We start from the raw sequence: 24,776 nt of genomic DNA on the forward strand, positions 1-24,776 counted from the left end.
GAGCTCAACCCATGGTAGCGACGTGGCGCGCCCCGACACCGGACCGCGTCAGGCGAAGTGGATCAGCCCATCGGCTAGGCGAGCCGAATCAACCCGTAGTCATAGGCATGGCGGCGATACACGACGCAGGGCTTGTCGCTCTCCTTGTCGTGGAACAGGAAGAAGTCGTGGCCGACGAGCTCCATCTGGGACAGCGCGTCATCGACGGTCATCGGCGTCGCCGGATGCTCCTTGATGCGCACGATGCGTCCCGGTTCATGCTCGTCCAGCAGCGCCGCATCCACCTGCGGTGATTCCGCGCCCGAGTCACTGGGGGCATCCGGAAGCGGGCTGAGGGCGGTGGCCTCGGCGAGCGAAACTGGGGTCTTGTCGCCGTAGTGGATCTTGCGACGGTCCTTGCTGCGGCGTAGCCGGTTCTCGAGTTTGCAGACCGCCGACTCCAGCGCGGCGTAGAAGCTGTCGGCGCAGGCCTCGCCCCGGACTACGGGGCCGCGACCGCGCGCGGTGATCTCGACGTGCTGACAGTTCTTGCGCTGACGGCGGTTGCGTTCGTGGTCCAGTTCCACATCGAAGAGGTAGATGGTGCGGTCAAAGCGTTCCAGGCGGGACAGTTTCTCGGAGACGTAGACGCGGAAGTGCTCGGGAATCTCGACGTTGCGGCCTTTGACGACGATCTCGGCTCGCGTCTCGGGTTCGGGCGTCTCGTCGGTGACCAGCATCTCTTGGTCCGAATCAATGGAATGGGTCGACATGCTCGGCAACTCGTTTCTCTTTGCGTCCGCACGCATTTGCGTGCCCGGCCTGCTTCGGATACGCACCGAGGGGCCCTGCATGCCTATGCCTTTGTCGTGGCCCGCCGGTGCAAGGTGTCGTCTACTCACCTCCTACCGCTTGTGGGCGATGCCGGCGCTACGTTGGGGTGCGCCGCCGTGAGGCATTCACGGGTGGTTGATGCCGACGGTAGCCGTGTTCACCCGGCAGTGCCACAAAATGCCGCCAAATTTCAGGACCCGTTTTCAGTTCTTCACACCACCTTGATGGCGGGGTAATTGCCTGAGCTGTCAAAGCGGGCGGATCAGGCGTTGGCGAGGGCCAGGACTGCCACCACCGTCGCCCCAACTGTTTGCAGAACACGCACGGTTTCGCACGCGGTGGCTCCGGTCGTCACGATGTCGTCGACGACCAGCACCTCGCCGGCCGACCCGGCTGCGAGCGGGCGCACGACCTTCACTCGACCCGCGATGTTGCGCTGTCGGTCGGCGCTGGAGAGGCCAACCGAATCGGCGACCAGGGGCCTCGTGCGCACCGCCTGCACCACCGCTATTTCGCGGGTCATGTCCCCGGGCCCCGCCGTGGCGACCTGCGCGATGCGCGCGACAGGATCTCCTCCGCGGCGCATCGCCGCCCAGCGCCGCGTCGGCGCGGGGACCACGGTCAGCGGCACCCCGACGATGCCCCAGGTCAGCAGTTGAGCCAACCCCGCGCGCAGCGCGGCGCCCAGCGGCCCGACGAGGTCGGCGCGACCGTGCTCCTTGACGGCGACGATGGCCTGACGACGCGCCCCCGCATAGCGGCCCAGCGAGAAGACCGGGACACCGGGTTCGACGCGCGGGGTGATGAGGTGCGGTTCGTCGGGTCGCACCGTCAGTTCCCTGGCGCAGTCGTCGCACCATCGCGTCGAGCGCGCACCGCAGCCACCACACTCCAGCGGGAGGACGAGATCGAGCATGTCCGCAGTCTGGCCGCGGCCTGTGACACCTGACTGCCGTCCTCAGCCGAGGAGGATCGAATCCCCCTGCACCACAAGGGGCTGAGGCGTCAGCGGTTTCGTCGCGGGACCCCGGGCCACCGAGCCGTCCAGATTGAACTTGCTGCCGTGGCAGGGGCAGTTGATGGTGCCGTCGGCCACTTCGTTCAGCGCACAGCCGGCGTGCGTGCAGGTCGACGAGAAGCCCTTGAAGTCGCCCGCTGTCGGCTGGGTCACGACGACCTCGCCGACGATGAGGCCGGAGCCGACGGGCACCGCCGAGGTCGTCGCGAGAGCCTCAGCCGCCGTCCCGCCGGCGGTCGGGACCCGGGACGTCGTCGCGGTGTCGCCGGACGCCTCCGGCTTCTTGCCGTACGTCGTGCAGGCGGCGAGCACGCTCGCCCCCAAGCCAATACCCGCGCTGATGATGAACTGGCTGCGTCGCATCGAAAACCTTTCCACTAGAACGTGATTCCACTGGTCTGGAAGAACCAAAGGGCTGAGGTCAACCAGACATACACCAGGCCGAAGAACAGCAACCCGCCCGCGATAGGGATCACCCAGCCGCGCAGGCCTTTACGGGTCAGCAGGATCATCTTCGTGACGAAGATGCCGTAGAAGAAGCAGCCGAACAGCGAATGGAACAGCACCCTGCCGTCGGTCTCCTGGAATCCCAGGGCGTAGAGGCAGTGCACCGCGACCGGAACACTGGCCAGAACCGCCAGTCGTCCCGACCACACGTGCGCGGTACCCATCCACGCCGGCGCCTTGCCGCCCGGAATCAGCCGGTACATCGCGAACGCCGAAGCCAGCTGGAACAGCGCGAGCACCACCGCGACGGTCGCCAGCCACGACTTCACCGCCGTACCACTGGAGAACCCTGCGACGCTCACCGAAAAGAACTGCGGCTCATGGACTTTGCCGAACACGCCGAGAGCGACGGCGACCAGCGCGCCGATGACGACGGCGACCAGGACGGCTGCGTCGGCGTGGGACCGACCGATCCGCTGCGTTGCCAAAGACTCAGACATCGCTGGCACCCTGCACCCGCGTCGCGGTGACGGTGCGCCCGTCGACGACTGCGCTGCCGTCGGCCGCCAGATTCGGCGCGGGCACCGTCGAGCCGTCGTCCAGCCGTTGTACGCCGGTCGCCTTACCCGTGGAATCGATGATCCAGCTGCTGCGATCCCCGCCGTCCTCGTACACGTACAGCCCGGCGGGCGGCTGTGCCGGTTCGGCGGTGAAGTCCCACTTCTTCTCGCCGATCCACAGCGTCCCGACGACCGCTTCGCCGTCCAGGCGGCCCTCGAGGCGGCCGGTCCTGTCCTTGCTCGCAAGGCTCACGGCGCCGTCGACCGCGGACCCGCGCAACCACGCCTCGACGGAATTGCCGTCGCAGGCGTATGCCACGGCCTTCTCACCCGCGACGCTGATGTCCAAAGTAATGACCCCGTAGGGGGTCGGGATCTTGCCGACGTAATCCGCTTTCGCCGGAAAGGCCGGGGCGGGCGGGGTTGGCGGTGGGCTGGGTTGCGGCGCGGGGGTCGACGCGACGACCGGCGCACCGGGGACCACGGAATCGGACTCCTGGGAGATGTTGGCGACCAATATGCCTGCGCCCAGCGCCGCCACCGCGGCGACGGTGATCAGCGGACCGCGAACCTTCATCGTTGTCTCCTTGGCTGTCAGCCAACGCTTCTAGCGTCGGTTTGTCAGCACAACGGGCGTTGGTCGCAGTTGGTTCAGTGCTATTTCGAAGCTGTTTGAAGCGATCTCAAACCCAGGGCTCAGCCTGGCAGCACCGGTATCGCGCCTGCGACCATCAGCGGGCGGACCTCCGACCACACGGGGTCGTTGTCGGTGCCCGATCCCGTCAGCTGCAGGACGCCGCGCTCATCGGCGACGTACACCGTCGACGGGTTGGCCGCCACGGTGGTCACCGGCATCAAGAGATTGCGGCTGGGTCCATCGGAGTTGACGCCGTCGAGGTTGACGTAGGACACCGGATGCTCCGGATCCGTGCGGCTGACGACGATGTCGTCGCCGGTGCGCCACGACAGTGAGACCACGGTGTTCCGCAGCCCGAAGCCCAACCGGCGCGGGTATGTCAGCGCGTAGCCCCCTCCGGGGGTCTGCTCCACCCCGGCCAGGATCACCTGACCGTCGATGACCATCGCGGCGCGGGTTCCGTCCCGGGACAACTGCAGTTCGTGGATCGCGCCGGGGAAGCGCGCCGCCACGGCCGTGGAGTCCACCGGTATGCGCGCCGGTTGTCCGGAGGCATCCTGGATGACGCGCACGACGTTGTTGCCGTCGACCACTACCCACACGGCGTCGTCGAGAGCCCAACTGGGCCGCGACAGGTTGCGCCCGTCCAGCGCCTGCGATGCGTTGCCGCCGAGCGGGCCCACCCACAGCGATGACGCCATGTCGGGTGCGTCGCGCCGCAGCGTCACGATCGACGCCACGTTCTGACCCGAGCGCGACACCGCCGCCGCCGTCTGGTCGGGCGTCTGCCCGAACGCCCCGGGTACGCGGGTCGCGCGCTGGCCGTCCAGGAACACCAGCGACCCACCCACCAACGCGTGCAGCCCCGCCGCGGCGCCGGGGAACGCTCCCGGATCGGTGGCCGCGACATCGGAGGTCTCCCACCCGTCGGCGAACCGGTCGTCGAGCGCGGCGCCGTCGGCGTTGATGACGTAGGGCCCGTTGATCCCGGCCCGCGACAGCGTCCAAATGATCTGTGCCGCAAGCAGTTGGCGACTGTGCGGGTCGGTGGTCGACAGGTTGTCGAGGTCAATCCGCGCACCGCCGTAGCCCCGGCCGACACCCGTCTTGCCGCCGTCGGCGCGGGTGACCGGGCCGCGCAGTTTCAGCGGCGGCCCCAACAGGTTTCGCACACTCTTGGCCAACTCAGGCCGCGGGCCGGCGATGAGCTTGCTGACCAACTCGGTGGCCAACTGGTCGGGATCGGACACCGCGACGTAACGGGGATCGGGCACCACCGTGCTGCCGGTCGGGTCGGCGAAGTACAACGTGTTGCGTTTGTACGTCGACTGAAACTGTTGCCAGTCAAGGAAAACCCCGTTGGGCAGCTTGTCGATCCGCCAGCCACCGGATGTCTTGACCAGTTCGATCGGCCCTGGGTCGGGCAGTGCCCCCTCCCCCGTTTCGAAGACGCCGAGGTCCGACAGCGAGCCCAGGATGTCGGCGCGCATGTGCACGGTGACCCGCTCCGGGCCGCGGGTTTCGACGAACACGACGTTGTCGATGAGCAGCGCGCTGCCCGCGTCATCCCATGCGCTCGAACCCGATTCGGTGAGGAACTGCCGCGCGGCCAGGTGCCGGTTGGCGGGGTCGGCGGTGGCCTTGAGGAATTCCCGCAGCAGCACATCGGGGTCCATCCCCGGTGTGGGCTTGGGCAGGCTGGGTGGCGCGGGGGGTTCGACGGTGCCGATCGCCTGCGGCGACGACGAACTCGGCACACCGGCACAACCGGCGAGCACGAACATCAGCGCACAAACCGCCGCCAACCCGCGGACGCAGGACGCCATCATGCCCGAGCGCCTCACACGTTCTCCGCTTCACGGGTCGCACGCCGCGGGGCATGGTCGGGCCCAACGGGTTTCAGTGGGAGTGGACTCGTTGTGACCTTGTGTCCGCGCACCAGCGGGAGGGTCAGCCGGAAGCACGCGCCCTTGCCGGGCTCACCCCAGGCCTCCAGGCGCCCCTGATGCAGCCGGGCGTCCTCGATGCTGATCGCCAGGCCGAGTCCGGTGCCTCCGGAGCGACGCACCCGCGAGGGGTCTGACCGCCAGAACCTGCTGAACACCAGTTTCTCCTCGCCCGGCCGCAAACCGACACCGTAGTCGCGGACGGTCACCGCGACCGTGTCTTCGTCGACGGCCATCCGGATGCGGACCGGCTGATGCTCCGCGTGGTCGATGGCGTTGGCGATCAGGTTGCGCAGGATGCGTTCGACCCGGCGCGGGTCGACCTCGGCGATGACATCGTGGGAGGGCATGTCGACGATCAGCTCGATGCCGGCCTCAGCGGCCAGATGGCCCACGTTGTCCAGGGCGCTGCGGACGGTCGAACGCAGATCCACCGACTCGATGGACAGTTCGGCGACACCGGCGTCGTGGCGTGAGATCTCCAGCAGATCGTTGAGAAGCGTTTCGAAGCGGTCGAGCTCGCTGACCATCAACTCGGTCGAGCGGCGCAGCGCCGGATCGAGTTCCTCGCTGTGGTCATGGATCAGGTCGGCGGCCATCCGCACCGTCGTCAGCGGGGTGCGCAGTTCGTGGCTGACGTCGGAGGTGAACCGCCGCTGCAGGTTGCCGAACTCCTCGAGTTGGGTGATCTGGCGGTGCAGGCTTTCGGCCATGTCGTTGAACGACACCGCCAGCCGGGCCATGTCGTCCTCGCCGCGCACCGGCATCCGCTCGGTCAGGTGCCCTTCGGCGAAGCGCTCGGCGATGCGCGACGCCGACCGCACCGGGAGCACGATCTGCCGGGCCACCACAAGCGCGATCGCCGCCAGCAGACCGAGCAACACGACCGCGCCCGTCGCCATCGTCCCGCGCACGAGGGTGATGGTGGATTCCTCGTTGTTCAGCGGAAAGATCAGGTACAGCTCGAGATTGGCCACCGGCGACGACGTCGGGCTGCCGATGATCAACGCCGGGCCGGAAAAACCGTCGGTGTTCACGGTCGCGTACTGGTAGCTGACCTGGCCGGCCTTGACGAACTCGCGCAGGGCGTTCGGGATCTGCTGTACCGGACCGGCCGCGGTCGCGGCACGCGGTCCGTCGCCGGGCACCACCAGCACCGCATCGAAGGCGCCGGCCAGCCCGGGACCCGCGTCGGCGGTGCGGTCGATCAGGGTGTTGCGCGCCAGCTGCAGGCTGCTGTCCAGCGAGCGCGTCTCCTCGCCGCCGACGATGCCGCTGACGGTGCTGCGCGCCCGGTCGATCTCCTCGGTCGCCGCACTCACCTTCACCTCGAGAATGCGGTCGGTGATCTGACTGGTGAGCACGAAGCCGAGCGCCAGGATGACGGCCAGCGACAAACCGAGCGTCAAGGTGACGACGCGCAACTGCAGCGAGCGCCGCCAGACGGCACCCATCGCGCGGCTCAGCGCACCCAATCCGCGGAACAGTGGTGCCGATCGCCGATGGATGCGCCTCCTCGAACCCCAGATCACGGCGACCGCCGCACGGTCAACATCACGACCACGGCGCAGCCGTGAGGGATCACGGAGGTCCGGCCTTGTATCCCACTCCTCGAACAGTCAGTACCACCTGCGGGTTCTCCGGGTCCTTTTCGACCTTCGCCCGCAAACGCTGGACATGCACGTTCACCAAACGGGTGTCGGCGGGGTGACGGTATCCCCACACCTGTTCGAGCAGCACATCACGAGTAAACACCTGCCGTGGTTTGCGCGCCAACGCCACCAACAGGTCGAACTCCAGCGGCGTCAGGGAAATCTGTTCACCGAGCCGGGTGACCTTGTGAGCCGGTACGTCGATGTCCACGTCGGCGATCGACAGCATCTCGGCGGGCTCGTCCTCGTTGCGGCGAAGACGGGCGCGCACACGCGCGACGAGCTCCTTGGGCTTGAACGGCTTCATCACGTAGTCGTCGGCGCCGGACTCCAGGCCCAGCACGACGTCGACGGTGTCGGTCTTGGCCGTCAGCATGACGATCGGCACGCCTGAGTCCGCGCGCAGCACGCGGCACACGTCGATGCCGTTCATACCGGGCAGCATCAGGTCGAGCAGCACCAGGTCGGGCCGCAGTTCGCGGACCGCCGTCAGCGCTTGGGTGCCGTCACCGATGACCGCGGTATCGAACCCCTCCCCGCGCAGCACGATGGTGAGCATCTCGGCGAGCGAAGGGTCGTCATCGACAACCAGAATCCTTTGCCTCATGGTGTCCATGGTGTCACCAGATCGCGACAAACTGCGGGTACCACACGCGCGTTTTGCCTATTGACCCGCCGCGGAGGCACATCTGCGGCCCACTTTTGGGGCTACCCATGGGCAGAAGCCGCGGCGCGTCGAGTTCGCGCCGCGGGCTTCCCCGCCTTGAGGGACATCCTCAGGCGGCGTCCAGGGTGATGACCATGTCGTGGCCGCTGGTCTTCCAGGCTGCCTCGAAGACGTCGATCGGGACCTGCTCGTCGGCGCCGTCGTCGGTGCCGCTGTCGTTGAGGTGCACGATGCCGGCTTCGGTGTCGACGCCGGTGACCACCAGGTCATGGTCGGCGGTCGTGCGGTCCCCGTCTTCGTCCCAGATGGTTTCGGCGTTGACCCCTGCGATCACCTTGCGGCCCTCGTCGAGCGCATTCACGAGCGCCGTCATACCGGTCGGGACACCGATCTCGGCTGCGATGTCGTCGTCGGTGTAGACGGCGCGGATGCCGTAGTGCGCCAGCAGGATGGGCAGGTCCTCCGAGTCGGTACCGTTGCCCCCGTCCGGGTTGCCGGGCGGCGGCGGGAGGTAGATCGGGCCGTCGTGGTTTGCGCTCGGCGTGGCACCGGCCAAGGCGACGATCTCGTCTTCGGTCGGCTGGCGGCCGGTCAGCTGTCCCACCACATCGGCCGTGGCCATCAACGAACAGTCGTCGAGGTGCTGTTCGACAAAGAACGACGCGGCGTCATCGGGGTTGCCGTGGATGTCGGGGGTGTCGGCATTGGCGATGCCACCGGCCAGGCCGACCGCAGCAGCGCCGATCAGGACGGCGGCGGTGACAGAGCGGATGCTGATCGTGAAGGTCTTCATGGGTTTTCCTTTTCTCGAGGCGCCCGTTCTGCGCCGGTGAGAAAAGGTTCGACCCAGCCACTACCGAGATCCTTGAGGGATTCTTGAGCCGATCGAAGCGGCCCCGGTCTCAGTGACGTCAGGTGGTGGAGACCCACCAGTCGTACAGCGCCTTGAGGTCGTTGCCCTGTGCTGCGCCGAGCATCAGATCTGAGGTCTTCGTCCAGACCAGGTCGGCCCGCCCGTTGAGGGTGCCGCAGGCCAACATGCCCTCCGACTGATCGGGGGTGTTCTCGTAATCCCAACTGGTCGGCGAGCTGTCGCTGTCGGGGCATGCGGTGAGTTCGTCGTCGGCGATCGCGCCGTCGAAGTCCTCCTGCAGCCGGTCCACATCGCTGTAAAGCGCATAGAGCGCGCCCTCGTGGCCGTCACCGCTCTCGGTGGGCTTGCAGTCCACCGCCGCAATGGCGTTGTCCCACTCCTTGTTCGGCGTACATGCCGTCGGATCGGGCACCAGCGACATCAGCTGCCGCTCGGCCGGGGTGAGGTTGGCGGCCGTGCTGACCGGGTTCGGCGGTTCGTCGGGCACGGTGCGTGTGATCGTCAGCGTCGACGACGTCGCAGAGGCGTCCTTGGGGACGCGGGCCACCAGCCACGCGACGGTGGCCGCGACGGCGATCACGAGCACGACGGCCGCACCGCCGATGATCAGCGCCCGGCGGTCCCGCCGGGGCGTCGGGCCCTCGCGGCCCGCGGGCGGCGCGGAATCCGGTGCGGCGACCGCATTCACGGGCACCGTCTCCTGGTGGGCCGGATGCACGGGGTTCGAAACCTGGATCATCGGCCCCGAATCGCCTCCGCCCACGATTGCCGCTGCGGCGCGGGCGAATTCACCGGCCGTCTCGTAGCGGTCGGCGGCCTCCTTGGCCATGCCCTTCGCGATGATCGCGTCGAAGGCGGGTGGGATATCTGGGCGCATCTTGCTCGGCTGGGGCGGAGGTTCGATCAGATGCGCAGTGATCAGCATGCTGATGCTGTCGGCGGCGAACGGCTGCGCACCCGTGAGGCACTGGTGCAGCACGCACGCCAGCGCGTAGATGTCGGCCTTCTCGGTGACGGGCTTGGAGCTGAACCGCTCCGGCGCCATGTAAGCGTATGTGCCTATGGCGGTGCCCTTTTCGGTGAGCGTGTGGTCGGTGGCGGCGTTGGCGATGCCGAAGTCGACGAGGTAGGCGAAATCGTCAGCGGTGATGAGGATGTTCTCCGGCTTGACGTCGCGGTGCGTGATTCCGGCGGCGTGTGCGGCGTCGAGCGCCGCCGCCACCTGGCGGATGATCCAGACCGCGCGTGCCGGCGCCATCGCGCCGTCCCTGGCCAGCACGCTGCGCAAATCGATTCCGTCGATCAGCCGCATGTCGACGTAGAGGACACCGTCGATCTCGCCGTAGTCGTGGATGGGCACCACGTGCGGCTCTTGCAACTGGCCGGCGGCGCGGGCCTCGCGCTGCAGCCGTTCCCTGAACACCGGGTCATGCGACAGCGAGTCGGGCAGCAGCTTGAGCGCCACGATTCGGCCTTTGACGGTGTCCTCGGCCTCGTAGACCTCGCCCATGCCGCCGCGGCCGATCAGGCGGGTGAGGTGATAGGGGCCTAACCGCGAGCCCACCCGTGCGTTGTGCGGGGAGTCGTTCATCGCCGCCCTTCCTCGCACGCGTCCCGGTCCCACCGGGCCGGGTGTCCCCACTTCGGCTTTCCGAGCACCGTACTACTTCGCCCACAGCGACGGCGCAAGCGGCGCGTCGGCGTCAGTTCGCCGCCGCAGAGGCGTCGTACTCGAATGTGAACAGGTGCCCGCAGATCCGGATCTGATCGCCGTGGGCCAGCGCGACGCTGCCCTGGATCCGCGTGCCGTTGAGCTCCACGCCGTTGGCCGAGCGCAGATCGCTGATCGCGAAACCTGTTCCGGTGTCGATGATCGCCGCATGGTGGCGGCTGACCTTCGCGTCGTCCAGCACGATGTCGTTGTCGGGCAGCCTGCCGATCTTGGTGGCGACCGAGCTCAACGGGTGACGGTCGCCCGATGCGGCCACCAACCACACCGCCCCGCCGCGTGCCTCTACCTGCGTGCGCTGGTCGAGCACCGTCTTCGCGCCCGCGGCCGTGGTTTGCGCGGTCGCCTTCACGTCCAGCGGCTGCTGGCGCAGGATCTTGTCGTGCAAGGTCTGCACTGTCGGACCGGGATCGATGCCCAGGTCGTTTGCCAGTGCGGTTTTCAGCCGACGGTAGGCGTCGAGCGCGTCGGACTGGCGTTCACAGAGGTAGTAGGCGCTGATCAGCTGAGCCCACAGCGGTTCGCGGTAGGGATGGTCGGCCACCAGGGCTTCCACCTCGCCGATGATCAACGCGGCCCGACCGCAGGCGAGTTCGGCTTCGGCGTGGGCGGTGGCCACAGTCAGGCGCTCCTCGTCGAGGGCGGTCGCAAACGGGTCGACGAACGGGAACTCGCGCAGATCCTCGAGCACGTCGCCGCGCCACTGCTTCAGCGCGGCCGCCAGGTGCCGGCTCGCCCGCTCGAAATCTCCGGCCGCACCGGCCAGTACCCCCGCGGTCTTCTCCGCCGCGAACCGGCCGAGATCGCACGCGCTGTCGGCCACGGTCAACCGGTATCCGGGGGCGACGCTTGCCAACGTCTTCTGTGGCGCGGGGTCCGCCTGGCCGATGAGCTTGCGCAGGTTCGAGACATACGAGTGGACGCTGCCCCGGGCGCCGGGCAGCGGCGAATCGCCCCACACCGCGTTGATCAGCGTGTCGACGGCCACCGCGCGGTTGCGGTTGATCACCAGCGTGGCGAGGATGGCGCGCAGCTTCGGCGTCCCCACTGCCACGTCGACACCGTCGATGGTCATCTGCAGCGGGCCGAGCACACCGAAACCGAGAGCTTTACCCGCCATGTGGTGCGCCACCTTCCCCTCGATGTGCCTCCGCCGGGTCAATTGTGTCCTAGCGCTGGGTCTTGGCACGGGGGCCGGTCCAGGAAACCGCCCTGGGGGCGCGGGCTTTCGCCCACGCCCCCAGAAACGGTGCTGCGGTTATCCAGTTGTCAGCCGTTGGCTCACCGCTTGGCGACGGCGACGTTGTAGCCGGGCAGCGGTCCCTCCGACGGCGCCGCGAGTCCGGGAAGTTGCAGCGTCTTGGTGATCTCGAACTGACGCTCACCGCTCGCGTTCTTCGACCACTGACCCCAGGCGGTGTCGACGCCGTCGATCAACACTCGGCGCGCACCCATGGTGTTGTCGTCCCCGAGGTCGACCAGCGTCTTGACCCGGAACGGCTGGGAGATGCCGGTCGAGTAACGCAGTTGCACCAGGACGTTCTTCAGGGCTGCGGGCGGTGCCGGCTTGGGGGCGCCGCCGGTGAAGCTGCCCACGGACACCTGCCTGATCGGCCCGGACGGTGACGCGACCACCGCCGTGAACGGATACACGCCCGCGGCGGGGGTGTTCAGGACGACGCGCTGCAAGGGCGGCACGGTGACGATCCGCGGGGCGTTGCCGTAGGTGTAGACCAACTGCAGCGGGTTGTTGTACGGGTTGAGAATGACCGGCCGGTTGTAGGTGTCATAGCTGACCCAGCTCGAATCCCACGTTGTCACTTCACGATTCCACTCGCCGGCGGCCACCGTGCTGTCGCTCGTCATCGCCTGGGTGACGAGCTCACTTATCTGCTCGACATCGGCCTGCTGTGCCGGCTCGGGATCAGCCAACACTGGCTCGGCGTCGTCGGCCACGTCGACATCGTGCGGTGACGGGGCGTCGGCGACCGGTGTGCTGTCCGGGATATCGGCAGGCGCCTCCGCGGGTGCGTCGGCGGGTGCCTCGGGCACCGAATCGGCGGGCGCGTCGCCGGGTACGTCCGCCGGCTCCTCGGGGGTCGAATCGGCGGGCGCCTCCGCCGGAACGTCGGCAGGCTCCTCGGGCGCCGAATCCGCAGGCGCCTCCGCCGGCTCCTCGGGCACGTCCGCGGGCGCCTCCGCCGGCTCCTCGGGCATGTCCACGGGCGCCTCGGGCTCTGAATCGGCAGGGGCCGCTGGCATGTCGTAGTCGTTGTCGAACGCCGCCACATCGCCCGACGAGTCGTCGTCGTCGGCCTTGTGCCCGGAGAACTGCTGCGAGTGCGCGGCCGGCACTCCCGTGGCCCAATCCTGATGGCCCGGGGTCACGGCGGCGCTGGCGCCGCCCGCCAGGCCGATGGCCGCGCTGCCGATGAGGCCGGCGACCAGAGCCGCGCGGATGGTGTTCTTCATGTTCTGCTCCTGTGTCGGTTCCAGGCACCCGAGTGGTGCTGGTGGTGACAACAGGCTGCGAGGACCGCCTCCAGGGATTCTTACGCTCCCCGGCGGTCCGCTAGGACAACCGGTTCGCGAGCTCACCCGCATCGACGTCGGGCGGCACGACCGCCCAGCGGCCGCCCCAGTTGGCCGTGGCCAGCGCGCTGTAGACCTCGCCGGTGCGACGCTGCAGGCCGTCGTCGCGTTCGTATGCGTCCTTCGCGCGGTCGGCCTCTTCTCGGGCGCGGTTCTCCGCCCGTTCGGCGGCAAGCTCGATCGGCACCGCGAGCAGGATCTGGGCGTCGGGCTTCGGGAGCTGGAGACGGTCGTATTCGAGATGGCGCACCCATTCCACGACCTCACCGTCGGCGCCCTGGTGCAGCCGGGCCGCGCTGTAGGCGGCGTTGGAGGCGACGTAGCGGTCGAGGATCACGACATCGTATGCATCGGTGAGGTGGCCGATCTGTTCCTTGGCGCCGGCGCGGTCGAGGGCGAACAGCACCGCCATCGCGTAGACCGAGTCGGCCAGATCGCCGTGGGCCCCGCGCAACGCCTCGGCGGCCAGGTCGGCCTCCACCGAATGGTGGTAGCGCGGAAACGCAAGGGTGGCGACCGATTTGTGCGCACCCTCGAAGGCGGTGCGCAGACCGTTGGTCAAGGTGCGCTTGCCGGCACCGTCGACACCTTCGATCACGATGAGCACCCAGCGAGCGTAACGGCGCGCCGGTCGATGAGTTTCGTCGCCGCCGACGGTCTACTCAGATGACCAACCTGGAGCACGGGAGCGATGAAGTGATGACGACACACACCGTCGGGACGCGGGAGCAGTGGCGGGCCGCGTACGAGCAGCAGCTGGCCAAGGAAAAAGAGCTGACCCGACGCGCCACCGAACTTGCCGAGGAACGCCGCAGACTGCCGTGGGTGCCGGTGGACAAGCAGTACCTGTTCGACACCACAGCCGGAAAGCGCACGCTGGCCGAACTGTTCGACGGCCGCTCACAGCTGATCGTGCGGCACTTCATGCACGGGCCCAAGACGCCGGAGGGCTGCCCGGGGTGCACGTTCGAGACGGACAATCTGGTCGGCGCCGTGCCACATCTGGCGCACCGGGACGTGACGTTCGTGCTGGCGTCACGATCGCCGCTGCCGGTGCTCACGGCGTACAAGCAGCGGATGGGTTGGGACGTGGAGTGGGTGTCGTCCGGCGGCACCGACTTCGATGCCGACTTCTTCCACTACATGCATGTCCCGACGCCACGCCGGGGCAGCGGCAACATGCTCGACGTGATGGAGCTGATGGCGCTGAGCTGCTTCGCGCTGGAGGACGGCCCGGAGGGCAGCCCAGAGAAAAGCACTGTCTACCACACGTATTCGACCTACGACCGCGGGACCGAGGCGCTGAACGCGACGTGGCAGCTGCTCGACCGCGCGCCTCGGGGCCGGGGTGACGACTTCTCGAACTGGCCGCGCAAGCGCGATGAGTACGACACGTAGCGACGCGTCGATCAGAACTGGCCGCAGTTCGGTGTCGTCGGCAATCCGTTGAACCGGTCGGCAATCCACTGCATCGCCCGCTCCCCGTCCACCAGCATCGGCAGCCCGTGGTTGACGATGGCCTTGTTCAGAAAGGGCGGCTGCTCGTTGGTCCACATCTGCACATCGGCGCCCTGAGCGCACCAGTCGCGGCCCAGCTGAGCGGCCGGCCCGTACGGCACCAACGGGTCGAACCGGTTGCTGAGGATCATCACCGGCGCGTTGGGCTTGTACATGCCCAGCTTCTGCATGTCGAACAGGCTGCTGAACGGTTCCTGATTGACCAGTTCGTGGATGTCCTCGGTGAAGTACGGCTGTAGGTGGCGGAACATGAACTTCGTCAGGGTCTCGGCCACGCACTGGTCCTGCACCTTGTTCAGGAGATCCGCCCCGCGCGGCGTCATCTTCGAGCGGATCACCTGCTCGAACTCCGGGTAGGTGGTGATCACCGAGTTGAGTGCATAGCCGACGGCGCCGACCAGGACACTGCCGTCCGCGTACGGAAACAGTTCCTTCAGATCCGCAGGCGGCGCGCCCGCGTACGTTCCGACGACGTTGAGCTCCGGTGCGTACGACGGCGCCAACTCAGCCGCCGACGCCGCCGCGCCGCCGCCCTGCGAATAACCCCAAAAGGCAAGCGGGCCATGCGGATCCAGCGATGTGTCGGGAAGCCGCAGCGCCGCCCTGCCGGCGTCGAGCATCGCGTTGCCCTGGGCGACCCGATTGACGTAGGTGTGCAATCCGGGTGTGCCGAGGCCCTGGTAGTCGGTCATCACGATCGCGAAACCCCGCGCCACCATCGTGGCGACGAACAACTCCTCGTAGTTGAACGCCAGGTCCAGCCACGGCGACCAGTGGATGCCCTGATTGAACTGCCGCGACGGCGCGCACTGGTCGCCCTGCCCCTGAGTCCCTGGCCCGTACACGATCAGCGGACGGGGTCCCTGGCCCGGCCAGTTGTTGTAGGGCTCGAAGTACGTGCCGGTGACCGCCATCGGGTTTCCGCGAGCGTCGGTGCTGCGGTACATAATTCGCGTCCCGGTCGCCATGATGGCGCCCAGCTGGCCCGACGGTTCGAGTACCAGTCGCGACGGCTCGGTGCGAATGAGATCGCCCGGCGTGCCCGGCGGCAGCGGGTCAGGCGGGGTGTAGAACGCGGTGTACTCGTCCTCGTTGAATATGGGATTCCAGTCGTCGTTGCTGGGATCGGCGTTGGCTTGTGGCGCGAAAACCGCTGCCAGCGCAACGAGAACAGCGACAACCACCCCCCGGCGCACACATGGACCGTAACAGAACCGTTATGACCCTCGGCAGATGTGCAAGCACTGCGGGTTTCCTGTGCATGCGCTTGGGATCGGACGCGCCGGCGGCAGGTGAAACCCAGACTGAGAACCGAACGTGCTCGCCTGATGACCCGAGGAGTCCACATGCTCAACGCTGCCGCCACTCGCCGGCTGGTGATATCCGCATTTGCCGGCGCCGCATGGTGCGTCGCGCTGTTCAGCGCCGTCCCCCTCGCGAATGCGGATCCGCAGAATCCACCGGGCTGCACCGCTGCCGATCTCGAAGGCGTTCGGGCCGGCGTCGATGCGTCGACCGCGGCCTACCTGTTCACCCATCCGGACCTCAACGGGCTCATGGGCTCGCTGCAGGGCCAGTCGCGCGCACAGGTCGCCGAGCACGTCACGGACTACTTGAAGGCGCACCCGCAGGAGAACGTCGAGATGACCGGTATCCGTCAACCGTTGATGGATATCAAGAACCATTGCGGCGCACTGGTTTCGCCCTGAGCCCCACCACCAGAAACACAGAGGCCCCTGACACGTCGCGTCAGGGGCCTCTGTTCTAGAGCGTCAGTACCGGTAATGCTCCGGCTTGTACGGGCCTTCGACGTCGACGCCGATGTACTCCGCCTGCTCCTTGGTGAGCTTGGTCAGCGTGCCGCCGAGTGCCTCGACGTGGATACGCGCGACCTTCTCGTCGAGGTGCTTGGCCAACCGGTAGACCGCGTTGTCGTACTCGTCGTTCTTGGTCCACAGCTCGATCTGAGCGATCACCTGGTTGGAGAAGCTGTTGCTCATCACGAACGACGGGTGCCCCGTCGCATTGCCCAGGTTCAGCAGCCGGCCTTCCGACAGCACGACGATCGACTTGCCGCTGTCGAAGATCCACTGATCGACCTGCGGCTTGATGTTGAGCCGCTTGGCACCCGAACGCTCGAGTGCTGCCATCTGGATCTCGTCGTCGAAGTGGCCGATGTTGCCGAGGATGGCCTGGTCCTTCATCTGCCGCATGTGATCCAGCGTGATGATGTCCTTGTTGCCGGTCGCCGTGATCACGATGTCGGCGTCGCCGATCGCCTCCTCGACGGTGCGCACGTCGAAGCCGTCCATCAGTGCCTGCAGGGCGTTGATCGGGTCGATCTCGGTGACCGTCACGCGGGCGCCCTGGCCGGCCAGCGACTCCGCGCAGCCCTTGCCGACGTCGCCGTAGCCGCAGATCAGCACCTTCTTGCCGCCGATGAGGACGTCGGTACCGCGGTTGATGCCGTCGATCAACGAGTGCCGGGTGCCGTACTTGTTGTCGAACTTGGACTTGGTCACCGAGTCGTTGACGTTGATCGCCGGGAACGGCAGCTCGCCGGAGGCCTCGAACTGGTAGAGCCGCAGCACACCGGTCGTGGTCTCCTCGGTGACGCCCTTGACCGACTCGGCGATCTTCGTCCACTTGCTCTTGTCGGTTTCGAAGCGCTTACGCAGCACCCCGAGGAACACCTTCCATTCGGCGGAGTCGTCGTCCTCGGCGGGCGGTACGACACCGGCCTTCTCGTACTGCGCGCCGCGCAGCACCATCATGGTGGCGTCGCCGCCGTCGTCGAGAATCATGTTGGCGGGCTCGCCTTCCCAGGTGAGCATCTGCTCGGCCGCCCACCAGTACTCCTCGAGCGTCTCGCCCTTCCACGCGAACACCGGGGTGCCCTTGGGCTCCTCGGGGGTGCCGTTCGGGCCGACGACGACGGCCGCGGCGGCGTGGTCCTGGGTGGAGAAGATGTTGCAGGACGCCCAGCGCACCTCAGCGCCCAGCGCGACCAGCGTCTCGATCAGCACGGCGGTCTGCACGGTCATGTGCAGTGAACCCGAGATCCGCGCGCCCTTGAGCGGCTGGACGTCGTGGTATTCGCGGCGAAGCGACATCAGGCCGGGCATCTCGTGCTCGGCGAGCCGGATCTCCTTGCGGCCGAAGTCGGCCAGCGACAGGTCGGCCACCTTGTAATCGATGCCGTTGCGCACGTCGGCCTTCAACTCAGTCATGGATTTCTAGAGCCCTTCTTCATTCGTCTTTGTCTCTGAGCGCACAGATGTGCGCAGCGACGACACCCTAGCCTGCGGGCTCGCGGGACAGGCGCTCCACGTTTTTGACAGCGGTGGCGCTCTGACAGCTAAGAGGTATCGATAACACCGTAGCGCTCGGCGAACGGCGTCATCAAACGGGCCAGGTCACGCGCGACGTCATGGTCTGCCTCGGGCGGCATCGAGACATAGCTCATCGCGAGCCGCACGATCGCCCGCGCCAGCACCGCGGCGTCGTCCTCGGTGCACTTCACCCAGCTATCGACGAAGGTCGATGTCAGCCGCTGCGAGCAATGCGTGATGATCGGCCCGCTGTCGGTGGTGATGAGCTGCAGCAGGTCGGGTTTGACGTCACCGGTCAGCAACGATTGCACCAGGGGGTCGGCGGCGGACTCGGTGAAGAAGTCGCGAAACCCCTGCATGAAGGCGGCGTGCACGTCGCCCTCGTTGCCCTCGATGGCGCCGTCGATCTGGTCGACGAGGCGGTCCGCCAGGCGCAGCGCGTAGGCCTGGGCCAGACCGTGCCGCGACCCGAACTCGTTGTAGATGGTCTGGCGGCTGATGCCGGCGGCCTTGGCCACATGCGAAAGCGTGATCGCCGACCAGTCACGGGTGAGCAGCTCGTCGCGCATGCCGTCGAGAATCGAATCGCGCAGTAACACCCTCGACGCTTCGGCGTAGGGGATCCGTTGGGCGGTCCGGCGCTGTCGCGGGCTGCTCACCCTCGTAACGTTAGTCCGTCTAGTCGTTCCCGGCGCTTCACTTCGCCAGGCCACGGTCACGAACGTGCCACTTCCACCATGTCGAAGTCCGCCTTGGCGGCACCGCAGTCCGGGCAGCTCCAGTCGTCGGGGATGTCGTCCCAGCGAGTGCCAGGGGCGATGCCGTCCTCCGGCCAACCCTTGGCTTCGTCGTACTCGAATCCGCACTGCACGCAGACGAAGAGTTTGTAGTCCATGTCATTTCCTTTCTCGGGGTTGACTCTGCGCCGAGGGCGCGGCTTCGGGCTGTGTGCCGCCCTGGACGCAGAGTCAATGGGGTTAAACGGTTGTGAAGTCGACCTTCTCGCGTACCGCGCAGTCCGGGCAGCACCAGTCGTCGGGGATGTCGTCCCATGCGGTGCCCGCCGGGAATCCTTCTCGCGGGGCACCTTTCGCCTCGTCGTAGATGTAACCGCAGCCCGGGCACTTGAACATGCTCACGCGGCCGCCCCGTACTTGGCGAGAACCTTGTCGCGCACCCGCGGATGCACATTCACCTTGGTGATGTCTCCGTCGTAGTGCTCGAGCACCCTGTGGTCCATCACCTTTCGCCACAGTGGCGGGAAGTAGGTCAGCGAGATCATCGACGCGTAGCCACTCGGCAGATTCGGAGCGCCTTCCATGCTGCGCAGCGTCTGGTAACGACGCGTCGGGTTGGCGTGATGATCGCTGTGCCGCTGCAGGTGGTAGAGGAACAGGTTGGTCACGATGTGGTCGGAGTTCCAGCTGTGCACCGGAGCGCACCGCTCGTAGCGGCCGCTTTCGGTCTTCTGGCGCAGCAGGCCGTAGTGCTCGAGATAGTTGACGGTCTCGAGAAGGGTGAACCCGAACACCGCGGAGATGAGGATGTAGGGAATCAGCGCCAGTCCGAAGACCGCGATCAGGATGCCGTAGAACACCACCGACATCGCCCAGGCGTTGAGCACGTCGTTGGACCAGTGCCAGGGGCTCTTCCCCTGCCGGCGCAGCCGCGCGGCCTCCAACTCCCAGGCCGACTTCAGGCTCCCCCACACGCTGCGCGGCAGGAACTCCCAGAACGTCTCACCGAAGCGCGCCGACGCAGGATCCTCCGGCGTCGCGACGCGCACGTGGTGGCCGCGGTTGTGCTCGATGTAGAAGTGGCCGTAAAGCGTTTGCGCCAAGGTGATCTTGGCCAGCCAGCGTTCCAATTCGTCCTTCTTGTGGCCCATCTCGTGTGCGGTGTTGATGCCGACGCCGCCGAGCATGCCCACCGACAGGGCGAGGCCGATCTTCGCGGGCCAGCTCAGACCGCCGTCAAAGCCGAGCCAGCTCAGATTCGACGCGGTGAACAGGTAGGCCCCCAGGATCACGCTGGCGTACTGGAACGGGATGTAGAGGTAGGTGCAGTAGCGGTAGTACTTGTCGTTCTCCAGCCGCTCCATCACCTCGTCGGGCGGGTTCTGCCCGTCGGGCCCGAACCGGAGGTCGAGTGCCGGCAGCACGATGTAGAGCAGGATCGGGCCGATCCAGAACGGCACCTGCGCCACGCCGTGCCAGCCCCACTGGTTGAACGCCCACACCAGCGGCAGCATCACGAAGAGCGCCGTAGGGGCGATGAGCCCCATCAGCCATAGGTAGCGCTTTTTGTCCCGCCACTGGGCGACGTCGACTTCGGACATTTGCGTGGTCACTAGAGCCTCCCGAGGTGAGTGCCATCACGATTCGAGTTGACTCTAGCGATACTTTTGTCGTCTGTCTAGACATTCGATGTCGCTTTGTAAAGTTCCTAATTGCGATTTGGGCGTGCGCAGTCACGCTGAGCGAGACCCAGCACGCCGAAATCGCAGGGTTACGGGACCTGAGCGGCCTCGCGGCGGCCGAGCAGCGAGTGCCTGCGGCCGTAGAGGAAATAGACCACCACGCCGATCCCCATCCAGATGAGGAACCGGACCCAGGTCAGCGCCGTGAGGTTGAGCATCAGCCACAGGCACGCCGCGATCGCGGCCACCGGCAGCCACGGCACTCCCGGCGCGCGGAATCCGCGATCGAGGTCGGGGCGGGTTCGGCGCAACACGATCACCCCCGCCGACACCAGCACGAATGCGAAGAGCGTGCCGATGTTCACCATCTCCTCGAGCTTGCCGATCGGGAACACCGTCGCCGCCACCGCGACCAGCACACCGACGATGAGCGTGATGCGTACCGGTGTGCCATGGCGACCGGTCTTGGCCAACGACCGCGGCATCAAGCCGTCGCGGCACATGGCGAACAACACCCGCGTCTGGCCGAGCACCAGCACGATCACGACTGTCGTCAGCCCGGCCAGCGCACCGATCGAGATCACCTTCGCCGCCCAGTGGATCCCGTTGGCGGCGAACGCGGTTGCGAGGTTTGCCTTTTCGCCCGCATCGCGCAGTTCCGTATAGCTCACCATGCCCGAGAGCACCACGGCCACCGCGACGTAAAGGACGGTGACGATCGCCAGCGAGGCCAGGATCCCGCGGGCCACATCCTGCTGCGGGTTCTTGGTTTCTTCGGCGGTGGTGGCCACGACGTCGAAGCCGATGAAGGCGAAGAACACGATCGACGCGCCCGCGAGTACGCCATACCAGCCGTAGGTACTGCCGCCGGCGCCGGTGACCAACGAGAACAACGACTGGTCCATCCCGGAACTGCTTTCGCCACCTTCGGCGGCCGGCGGGATAAACGGAGTGAAGTTCTGCATCTTGATGTAGAACGCGCCGACGGCTACCACGAGCAGCACCACAGCCACCTTGATCACGGTGATCACCAGGCTCACCCCTGCGGAGAGTTTGGTACCCCACGCCAGGATGGCGGTGACGAACGCGATGATCAGCAGGGCGCCCCAATCCACTTCGAACCCCGCCAGATCCATTGTCCCGCCACCGAATTCGAACACTGTGCCGAGGTAGCTCGACCAGCCCTTGGCAACCACGGCTGCCGCCACGGCGAACTCGAGGATGAGGTCCCACCCGATGACCCAGGCGATGAACTCACCGAAGGTCGCGTAGGAGAAGGTGTAGGCACTTCCGGCCACCGGCACCGTCGACGCGAATTCGGCGTAGCACAGTGCCGCCAGCCCGCAGGCGACCGCCGCGATGACGAAGGAGATCGAGATCGCCGGGCCGGTGATGTTGCCGGCCGTCGACGCAGTGATCGTGAAGATGCCGGCACCGATGACGATCGAGACCCCGAAGACGGTGAGGTCCCACCAGTTCAGGTCCTTACGCAGGCGAGTATCGGGTTCGTCGGTGTCGGCGATCGACTGCTCAACCGACTTCGTCCTGCGCGCCATCGGCATGTCCTTCCAAGGGCTGTGGCTGGAATGTACCGAGTACTGTGCACCCGATGGGGCGGAGTTATAAACACTCGATCGTCATTGGGGGCAGCCTGGCGGGATTGTGCGCCGCCCGAGTGCTCTCCGACGTCAGCGAGCGCGTCACCGTCTACGAGCGCGACGAGTTGCCCGACGGCCCGGCGAACCGCGCCGCCGTCCCACAAGGCCGCCATGTGCACATGCTGATGGCGCGCGGCGCCCAGGAGTTCGAGCGCCACTTCCCCGGCCTGCTCGACGACATGGTGGCCGCCGGCGTGCCGATCCTGGAGAACCGGCCCGATTGCATCCATTTCGGGGCCGCGGGCCATGTGCTGGGGACGGCGCACCGGTTGCAGGACGAGTTCACCGCGTACGTGCCCAGCAGGCCGATGCTGGAGTGGCAGATCCGGCGCCGCGTGCTGGCGATCGAGAATGTCGCCATCGTCCACGCGACGGTGACCGAGCCGGCCTACGACGAGATGTGCCGACGAGTCACGGGTGTCCTGCTCGACTCCGGCGAGACGGTATCGGCCGATCTTGTCGTGGACGCGGCGGGTCGGGGCACCCGGCTGCCCAGCTGGCTGGAGAAGTGGGGATACCCGCGCCCCCACGAGGAGACGGTCGACGTCGGGATCGCGTACGCCAGCCAACGGGTTCAGGTTCCCGATGGCTTGCTGACCGAGAAGGTCGTGGTGGCCGGCGCTTCTCGGGATCAGCCGCGCGGGGTCGGCATGCTGCTGTACGAGGACGGCATCTGGAACGTGACGACGTTCGGGGTGGCAAAAGCCGAGCCGCCGCTGCACTTCGCGCAGATCTGCGACCTCGCCGACGATGTCCTGCCCGCGCACGTGTCGTCGGCCCTGCGGCAGGGCACGCCCCTTGGCGAGATGGCGTTTCACAAGTACCCGACCAGCCGCTGGCGTCGCTACGACAAGGTCGAGCGTTTCCCCGGCGGCATCTTCCCCTTCGGCGACGCCGTCGCGAGCTTCAATCCCACCTTCGGGCAGGGCATGACGATGACGGCCATCCAGGCGGCGAACTTGCGCGAGGTCATCGAGTCCGGGGAACCGGACGTCGCGACCCACCTGGCGAAGGCCACGGCCAAGACGACGTATCCGGTGTGGATGATGACCGCGATCGGCGACTTGACCCTGCACAACGCCACCGGTGAGATGCCGCGATGGTACAAGCCGGTCGGCGGCCTGTTCGATCAGTTCCTCGGTGCCGCCGAGACGGATCCCGTACTGGCCGAGTGGTTTCTGCGCCGGTTCAGCCTCCTCGACAGCCTCTACATGATTCCGTCGGCACGTCTGGTTGGTCGGACCATCCGGCACAACATGAGGCTGTGGCTGGCGGAGCACTCCGGCTCGTCGGCCAGGCACCAGAACCTGGTTGCCGGTCGATAAGGCCTCCGCGTAACTTGGTCGGTGGAGACCACCATGACTTCGCTGACCCGGACACTGAGGGATATCCGTGACGTCGCATCGTGCGATATCCCGTACTGGTTACCGCCCGGCGGCAGAGACAACGGCGTCTGGGCTGATACCTGGGAGTTGCTCACTGACATCGAATTCGCCGATGTCACAACGGTTCTCGATCTACTCGCCGCAGCAGACATCGGTGGCTACGCTGCGATACCCGGCGGTCGGCGCGCCCGTGCGCGAGGGCCGGTGCCCTACACCCTCTGGATCGACGCGGCGCAATATGGCGCGGCCGAAGAGGTGCTGATCAGGTTCATGCAAAATCGGGTCGCGCGGCTGGCGTTCTAGATACCGACCGTCGCCCGGAAGAGCCTCGTCGAATTGTCGGCGGCCAGGCGGATCGGCCCCTCGTCGGCCGCGACCCACGCCGCAGCTCCCTGGTTCAGGGTGATGTTGCCGCTCTTGGCGTACACCACCGTCGACCCCTTGGTGCACAACAGGATCTGGGGTCCGTCATGGCGGCTCGGGGCGTCGATCTCGTGACCCAGGTGCTCGCCGTCGATACTCAGCTCCGAGACCGCGAACTCCGCAGCCGGGGTGTTGTACAGCAATTCGATGCCGTCCTCGGTGACTGTGGGACGGAGCAGGTCCTCACTCGCCGGGGTGAAGTCGAGTACGCGCAACAGCTCGGGCACATCGACGTGCTTGGGGGTCAGCCCACCACGTAGCACGTTGTCGGAGTTGGCCATCACCTCGACACCCATGCCATGCAGATAGGCATGGAGGTTTCCCGCAGGCATGTAAATCGCCTCGCCCGGCTGCAGGGTGATGCGGTTCAACAGCAAGCTCGCCAACACACCCGCATCGCCGGGATAGCGCTCGCCGAGTTCGAGGACGGTTTTGGCCTCGGCGGCGAATTCCTTTTTGCGCGAACGCACATAGTGGATCGCACCGTCGATCACCGCAGGCACCAGGACGTCGAGGTCGGGCTGTGGGGCGGTGATCCACGTGGTGAACAGGGCCCGCAGGCCGTCCGCGTCGGGCTGGCCGACGAGCAGGCTCACGTACGGGTCGAGATCAGTCACCGCCAGCGCCCGCATCAATTCGATGGTGCGCTCCGCGGGGCGGAATCCGGCCAGCGCCTCGAATGTCCCGACCGCGATGAGGATTTCGGGCTTGTGGCTGGGGTCGCGGTAGTTGCGGTTCGGCGCGGACACGGGGATGCCCATCTTGTTCTCGCGGGCGAAGCCTTCGGCCGCCTGCCGCGCGCTGGGATGCGCCTGAAGTGAAAGGGGTTCGTCGGCGGCCAGCACCTTGAGCAGGAAGGGCAGCGTGTCGCCGAACCGGTCCCGCACCGCCGAGCCAAGCTGCCCCTCGGGATCATCGCGCAGCGTCTCGAGCAACGACCGCTCACCGTCTTCGGTCTCCAGCCACGCGGGGTCCCCCGGATGAGCGCCGAACCACAGCTCAGCCTCTGGATGTGCGGTGGGACTTGGTCGTCCGGTGAAATCGGCGATCGCAGTGCGTGATCCCCAGGCATAGGTCCGCACCGCGCCACGTAGCAGGTTCACTTG

General features: G+C 66.9%; 25 protein-coding genes. 4 read left to right on the forward strand and 21 right to left on the reverse strand.

Translation table 11 applies throughout. From position 1 onward, the window contains the following. Positions 1-74 precede the first annotated feature (74 nt). The 13 genes from hpf to H7J93_RS08105 all read right to left on the reverse strand — a co-directional run bounded on the left by hpf (position 75) and on the right by H7J93_RS08105 (position 13,542). Positions 75-719: a ribosome hibernation-promoting factor, HPF/YfiA family gene (gene hpf, locus H7J93_RS08045; RefSeq protein WP_267305960.1), complete on the reverse strand. Its 645-nt coding sequence runs from the start codon at positions 717-719 to the stop codon at positions 75-77. 356 nt (positions 720-1,075) lie between these two features. Continuing rightward, entirely contained in the window at positions 1,076-1,729 is a 654-nt protein-coding gene (locus H7J93_RS08050) for a ComF family protein (protein WP_267305742.1), read from the reverse strand. 42 nt (positions 1,730-1,771) lie between these two features. Beyond that, a complete protein-coding gene (locus H7J93_RS08055) occupies positions 1,772-2,194 on the reverse strand; it encodes a Rieske (2Fe-2S) protein (RefSeq protein WP_267305743.1) in 423 nt (140 codons plus the stop codon). 14 nt (positions 2,195-2,208) lie between these two features. Continuing rightward, positions 2,209-2,778 carry a DUF6529 family protein gene (locus tag H7J93_RS08060; RefSeq protein ID WP_267305744.1) on the reverse strand — a complete coding sequence of 190 codons (570 nt, stop codon included), beginning with the start codon at positions 2,776-2,778 and terminating at the stop codon, positions 2,209-2,211. Beyond that, entirely contained in the window at positions 2,771-3,415 is a 645-nt protein-coding gene (locus H7J93_RS08065; protein ID WP_267305745.1) for a hypothetical protein, read from the reverse strand. Before H7J93_RS08065 ends, H7J93_RS08060 begins: the two co-directional genes overlap by 8 nt. 119 nt (positions 3,416-3,534) lie before the next feature. Then, positions 3,535-5,301: an MtrAB system accessory lipoprotein LpqB gene (lpqB, locus tag H7J93_RS08070; protein WP_267305961.1), complete on the reverse strand. Its 1,767-nt coding sequence runs from the start codon at positions 5,299-5,301 to the stop codon at positions 3,535-3,537. A gap of 14 nt (positions 5,302-5,315) precedes the next feature. After that, positions 5,316-6,953, reverse strand: a complete 1,638-nt coding sequence (gene mtrB / locus H7J93_RS08075; protein ID WP_267305746.1) for an MtrAB system histidine kinase MtrB — start codon at positions 6,951-6,953, stop codon at positions 5,316-5,318. A 49-nt stretch (positions 6,954-7,002) separates the two neighbouring features. After that, entirely contained in the window at positions 7,003-7,689 is a 687-nt protein-coding gene (gene mtrA, locus H7J93_RS08080; RefSeq protein ID WP_163686772.1) for a two-component system response regulator MtrA, read from the reverse strand. Positions 7,690-7,849: 160 nt separating this feature from the next. Continuing rightward, the gene (locus tag H7J93_RS08085) at positions 7,850-8,533 is read right to left on the reverse strand and encodes a C39 family peptidase (protein WP_267305747.1); all 684 of its coding nucleotides are present in this window, start codon (positions 8,531-8,533) and stop codon (positions 7,850-7,852) included. Between the two features lie 118 nt (positions 8,534-8,651). After that, positions 8,652-10,205 (reverse strand): serine/threonine-protein kinase, encoded by a 1,554-nt coding sequence (locus H7J93_RS08090; protein ID WP_267305748.1) that lies wholly within the window; start codon positions 10,203-10,205, stop codon positions 8,652-8,654. Between the two features lie 112 nt (positions 10,206-10,317). Beyond that, the gene (locus H7J93_RS08095) at positions 10,318-11,463 is read right to left on the reverse strand and encodes a BTAD domain-containing putative transcriptional regulator (protein WP_267305749.1); all 1,146 of its coding nucleotides are present in this window, start codon (positions 11,461-11,463) and stop codon (positions 10,318-10,320) included. Positions 11,464-11,624: 161 nt separating this feature from the next. Beyond that, entirely contained in the window at positions 11,625-12,815 is a 1,191-nt protein-coding gene (locus H7J93_RS08100) for a prolipoprotein diacylglyceryl transferase (RefSeq protein ID WP_267305750.1), read from the reverse strand. Between the two features lie 100 nt (positions 12,816-12,915). Next, positions 12,916-13,542, reverse strand: coding sequence for a dTMP kinase (locus H7J93_RS08105; protein WP_267305751.1), 627 nt, complete (start codon positions 13,540-13,542; stop codon positions 12,916-12,918). Positions 13,543-13,601: 59 nt separating this feature from the next. On the opposite strand from H7J93_RS08105, the gene H7J93_RS08110 reads away from it, so the two are divergent. Next, on the forward strand, positions 13,602-14,333 hold the full coding sequence (locus H7J93_RS08110) for a DUF899 domain-containing protein (RefSeq protein WP_267305752.1): 732 nt from the start codon (positions 13,602-13,604) through the stop codon (positions 14,331-14,333). A gap of 11 nt (positions 14,334-14,344) precedes the next feature. Here the strand turns inward: H7J93_RS08110 and H7J93_RS08115 are convergent, their stop codons facing one another. After that, complete coding sequence (locus tag H7J93_RS08115) at positions 14,345-15,649, reverse strand: lipase family protein (protein ID WP_267305753.1); 1,305 nt, start codon at positions 15,647-15,649, stop codon at positions 14,345-14,347. Between the two features lie 150 nt (positions 15,650-15,799). Here H7J93_RS08115 and H7J93_RS08120 point away from each other — a divergent pair, with 150 nt between their 5' ends. Continuing rightward, a complete protein-coding gene (locus tag H7J93_RS08120) occupies positions 15,800-16,162 on the forward strand; it encodes a heme-binding protein (protein WP_267305754.1) in 363 nt (120 codons plus the stop codon). Between the two features lie 63 nt (positions 16,163-16,225). On the opposite strand, the gene ahcY is transcribed toward H7J93_RS08120, so the two are convergent. The 6 genes from ahcY to H7J93_RS08150 all read right to left on the reverse strand — a co-directional run bounded on the left by ahcY (position 16,226) and on the right by H7J93_RS08150 (position 21,760). Next, positions 16,226-17,683, reverse strand: a complete 1,458-nt coding sequence (gene ahcY / locus H7J93_RS08125) for an adenosylhomocysteinase (RefSeq protein ID WP_267305755.1) — start codon at positions 17,681-17,683, stop codon at positions 16,226-16,228. 128 nt (positions 17,684-17,811) lie between these two features. Continuing rightward, positions 17,812-18,444, reverse strand: a complete 633-nt coding sequence (alkX, locus tag H7J93_RS08130; protein WP_267305756.1) for a TetR family transcriptional regulator AlkX — start codon at positions 18,442-18,444, stop codon at positions 17,812-17,814. Positions 18,445-18,500: 56 nt separating this feature from the next. Beyond that, positions 18,501-18,680: a rubredoxin gene (locus H7J93_RS08135; protein ID WP_267305757.1), complete on the reverse strand. Its 180-nt coding sequence runs from the start codon at positions 18,678-18,680 to the stop codon at positions 18,501-18,503. Positions 18,681-18,762: 82 nt separating this feature from the next. Continuing rightward, a complete protein-coding gene (locus tag H7J93_RS08140) occupies positions 18,763-18,918 on the reverse strand; it encodes a rubredoxin (RefSeq protein WP_276021612.1) in 156 nt (51 codons plus the stop codon). 2 nt (positions 18,919-18,920) lie between these two features. Next, positions 18,921-20,123, reverse strand: a complete 1,203-nt coding sequence (locus H7J93_RS08145; protein ID WP_267305962.1) for an alkane 1-monooxygenase — start codon at positions 20,121-20,123, stop codon at positions 18,921-18,923. Between the two features lie 170 nt (positions 20,124-20,293). Further along, entirely contained in the window at positions 20,294-21,760 is a 1,467-nt protein-coding gene (locus H7J93_RS08150) for an amino acid permease (RefSeq protein WP_267305759.1), read from the reverse strand. Positions 21,761-21,813: 53 nt separating this feature from the next. On the opposite strand from H7J93_RS08150, the gene H7J93_RS08155 reads away from it, so the two are divergent. Next, a complete protein-coding gene (locus H7J93_RS08155) occupies positions 21,814-23,187 on the forward strand; it encodes an FAD-dependent oxidoreductase (protein WP_267305760.1) in 1,374 nt (457 codons plus the stop codon). A gap of 33 nt (positions 23,188-23,220) precedes the next feature. Beyond that, on the forward strand, positions 23,221-23,550 hold the full coding sequence (locus tag H7J93_RS08160) for a hypothetical protein (RefSeq protein ID WP_267305761.1): 330 nt from the start codon (positions 23,221-23,223) through the stop codon (positions 23,548-23,550). Here H7J93_RS08160 and manA read toward each other — a convergent pair. After that, positions 23,547-24,773: a mannose-6-phosphate isomerase, class I gene (gene manA, locus H7J93_RS08165; protein WP_267305762.1), complete on the reverse strand. Its 1,227-nt coding sequence runs from the start codon at positions 24,771-24,773 to the stop codon at positions 23,547-23,549. The genes H7J93_RS08160 and manA overlap by 4 nt on opposite strands. Positions 24,774-24,776 lie beyond the last annotated feature (3 nt).

The organism is Mycobacterium barrassiae, from assembly GCF_025822765.1.
GTDB classification, from domain to species: Bacteria; Actinomycetota; Actinomycetes; order Mycobacteriales; family Mycobacteriaceae; genus Mycobacterium; species Mycobacterium barrassiae.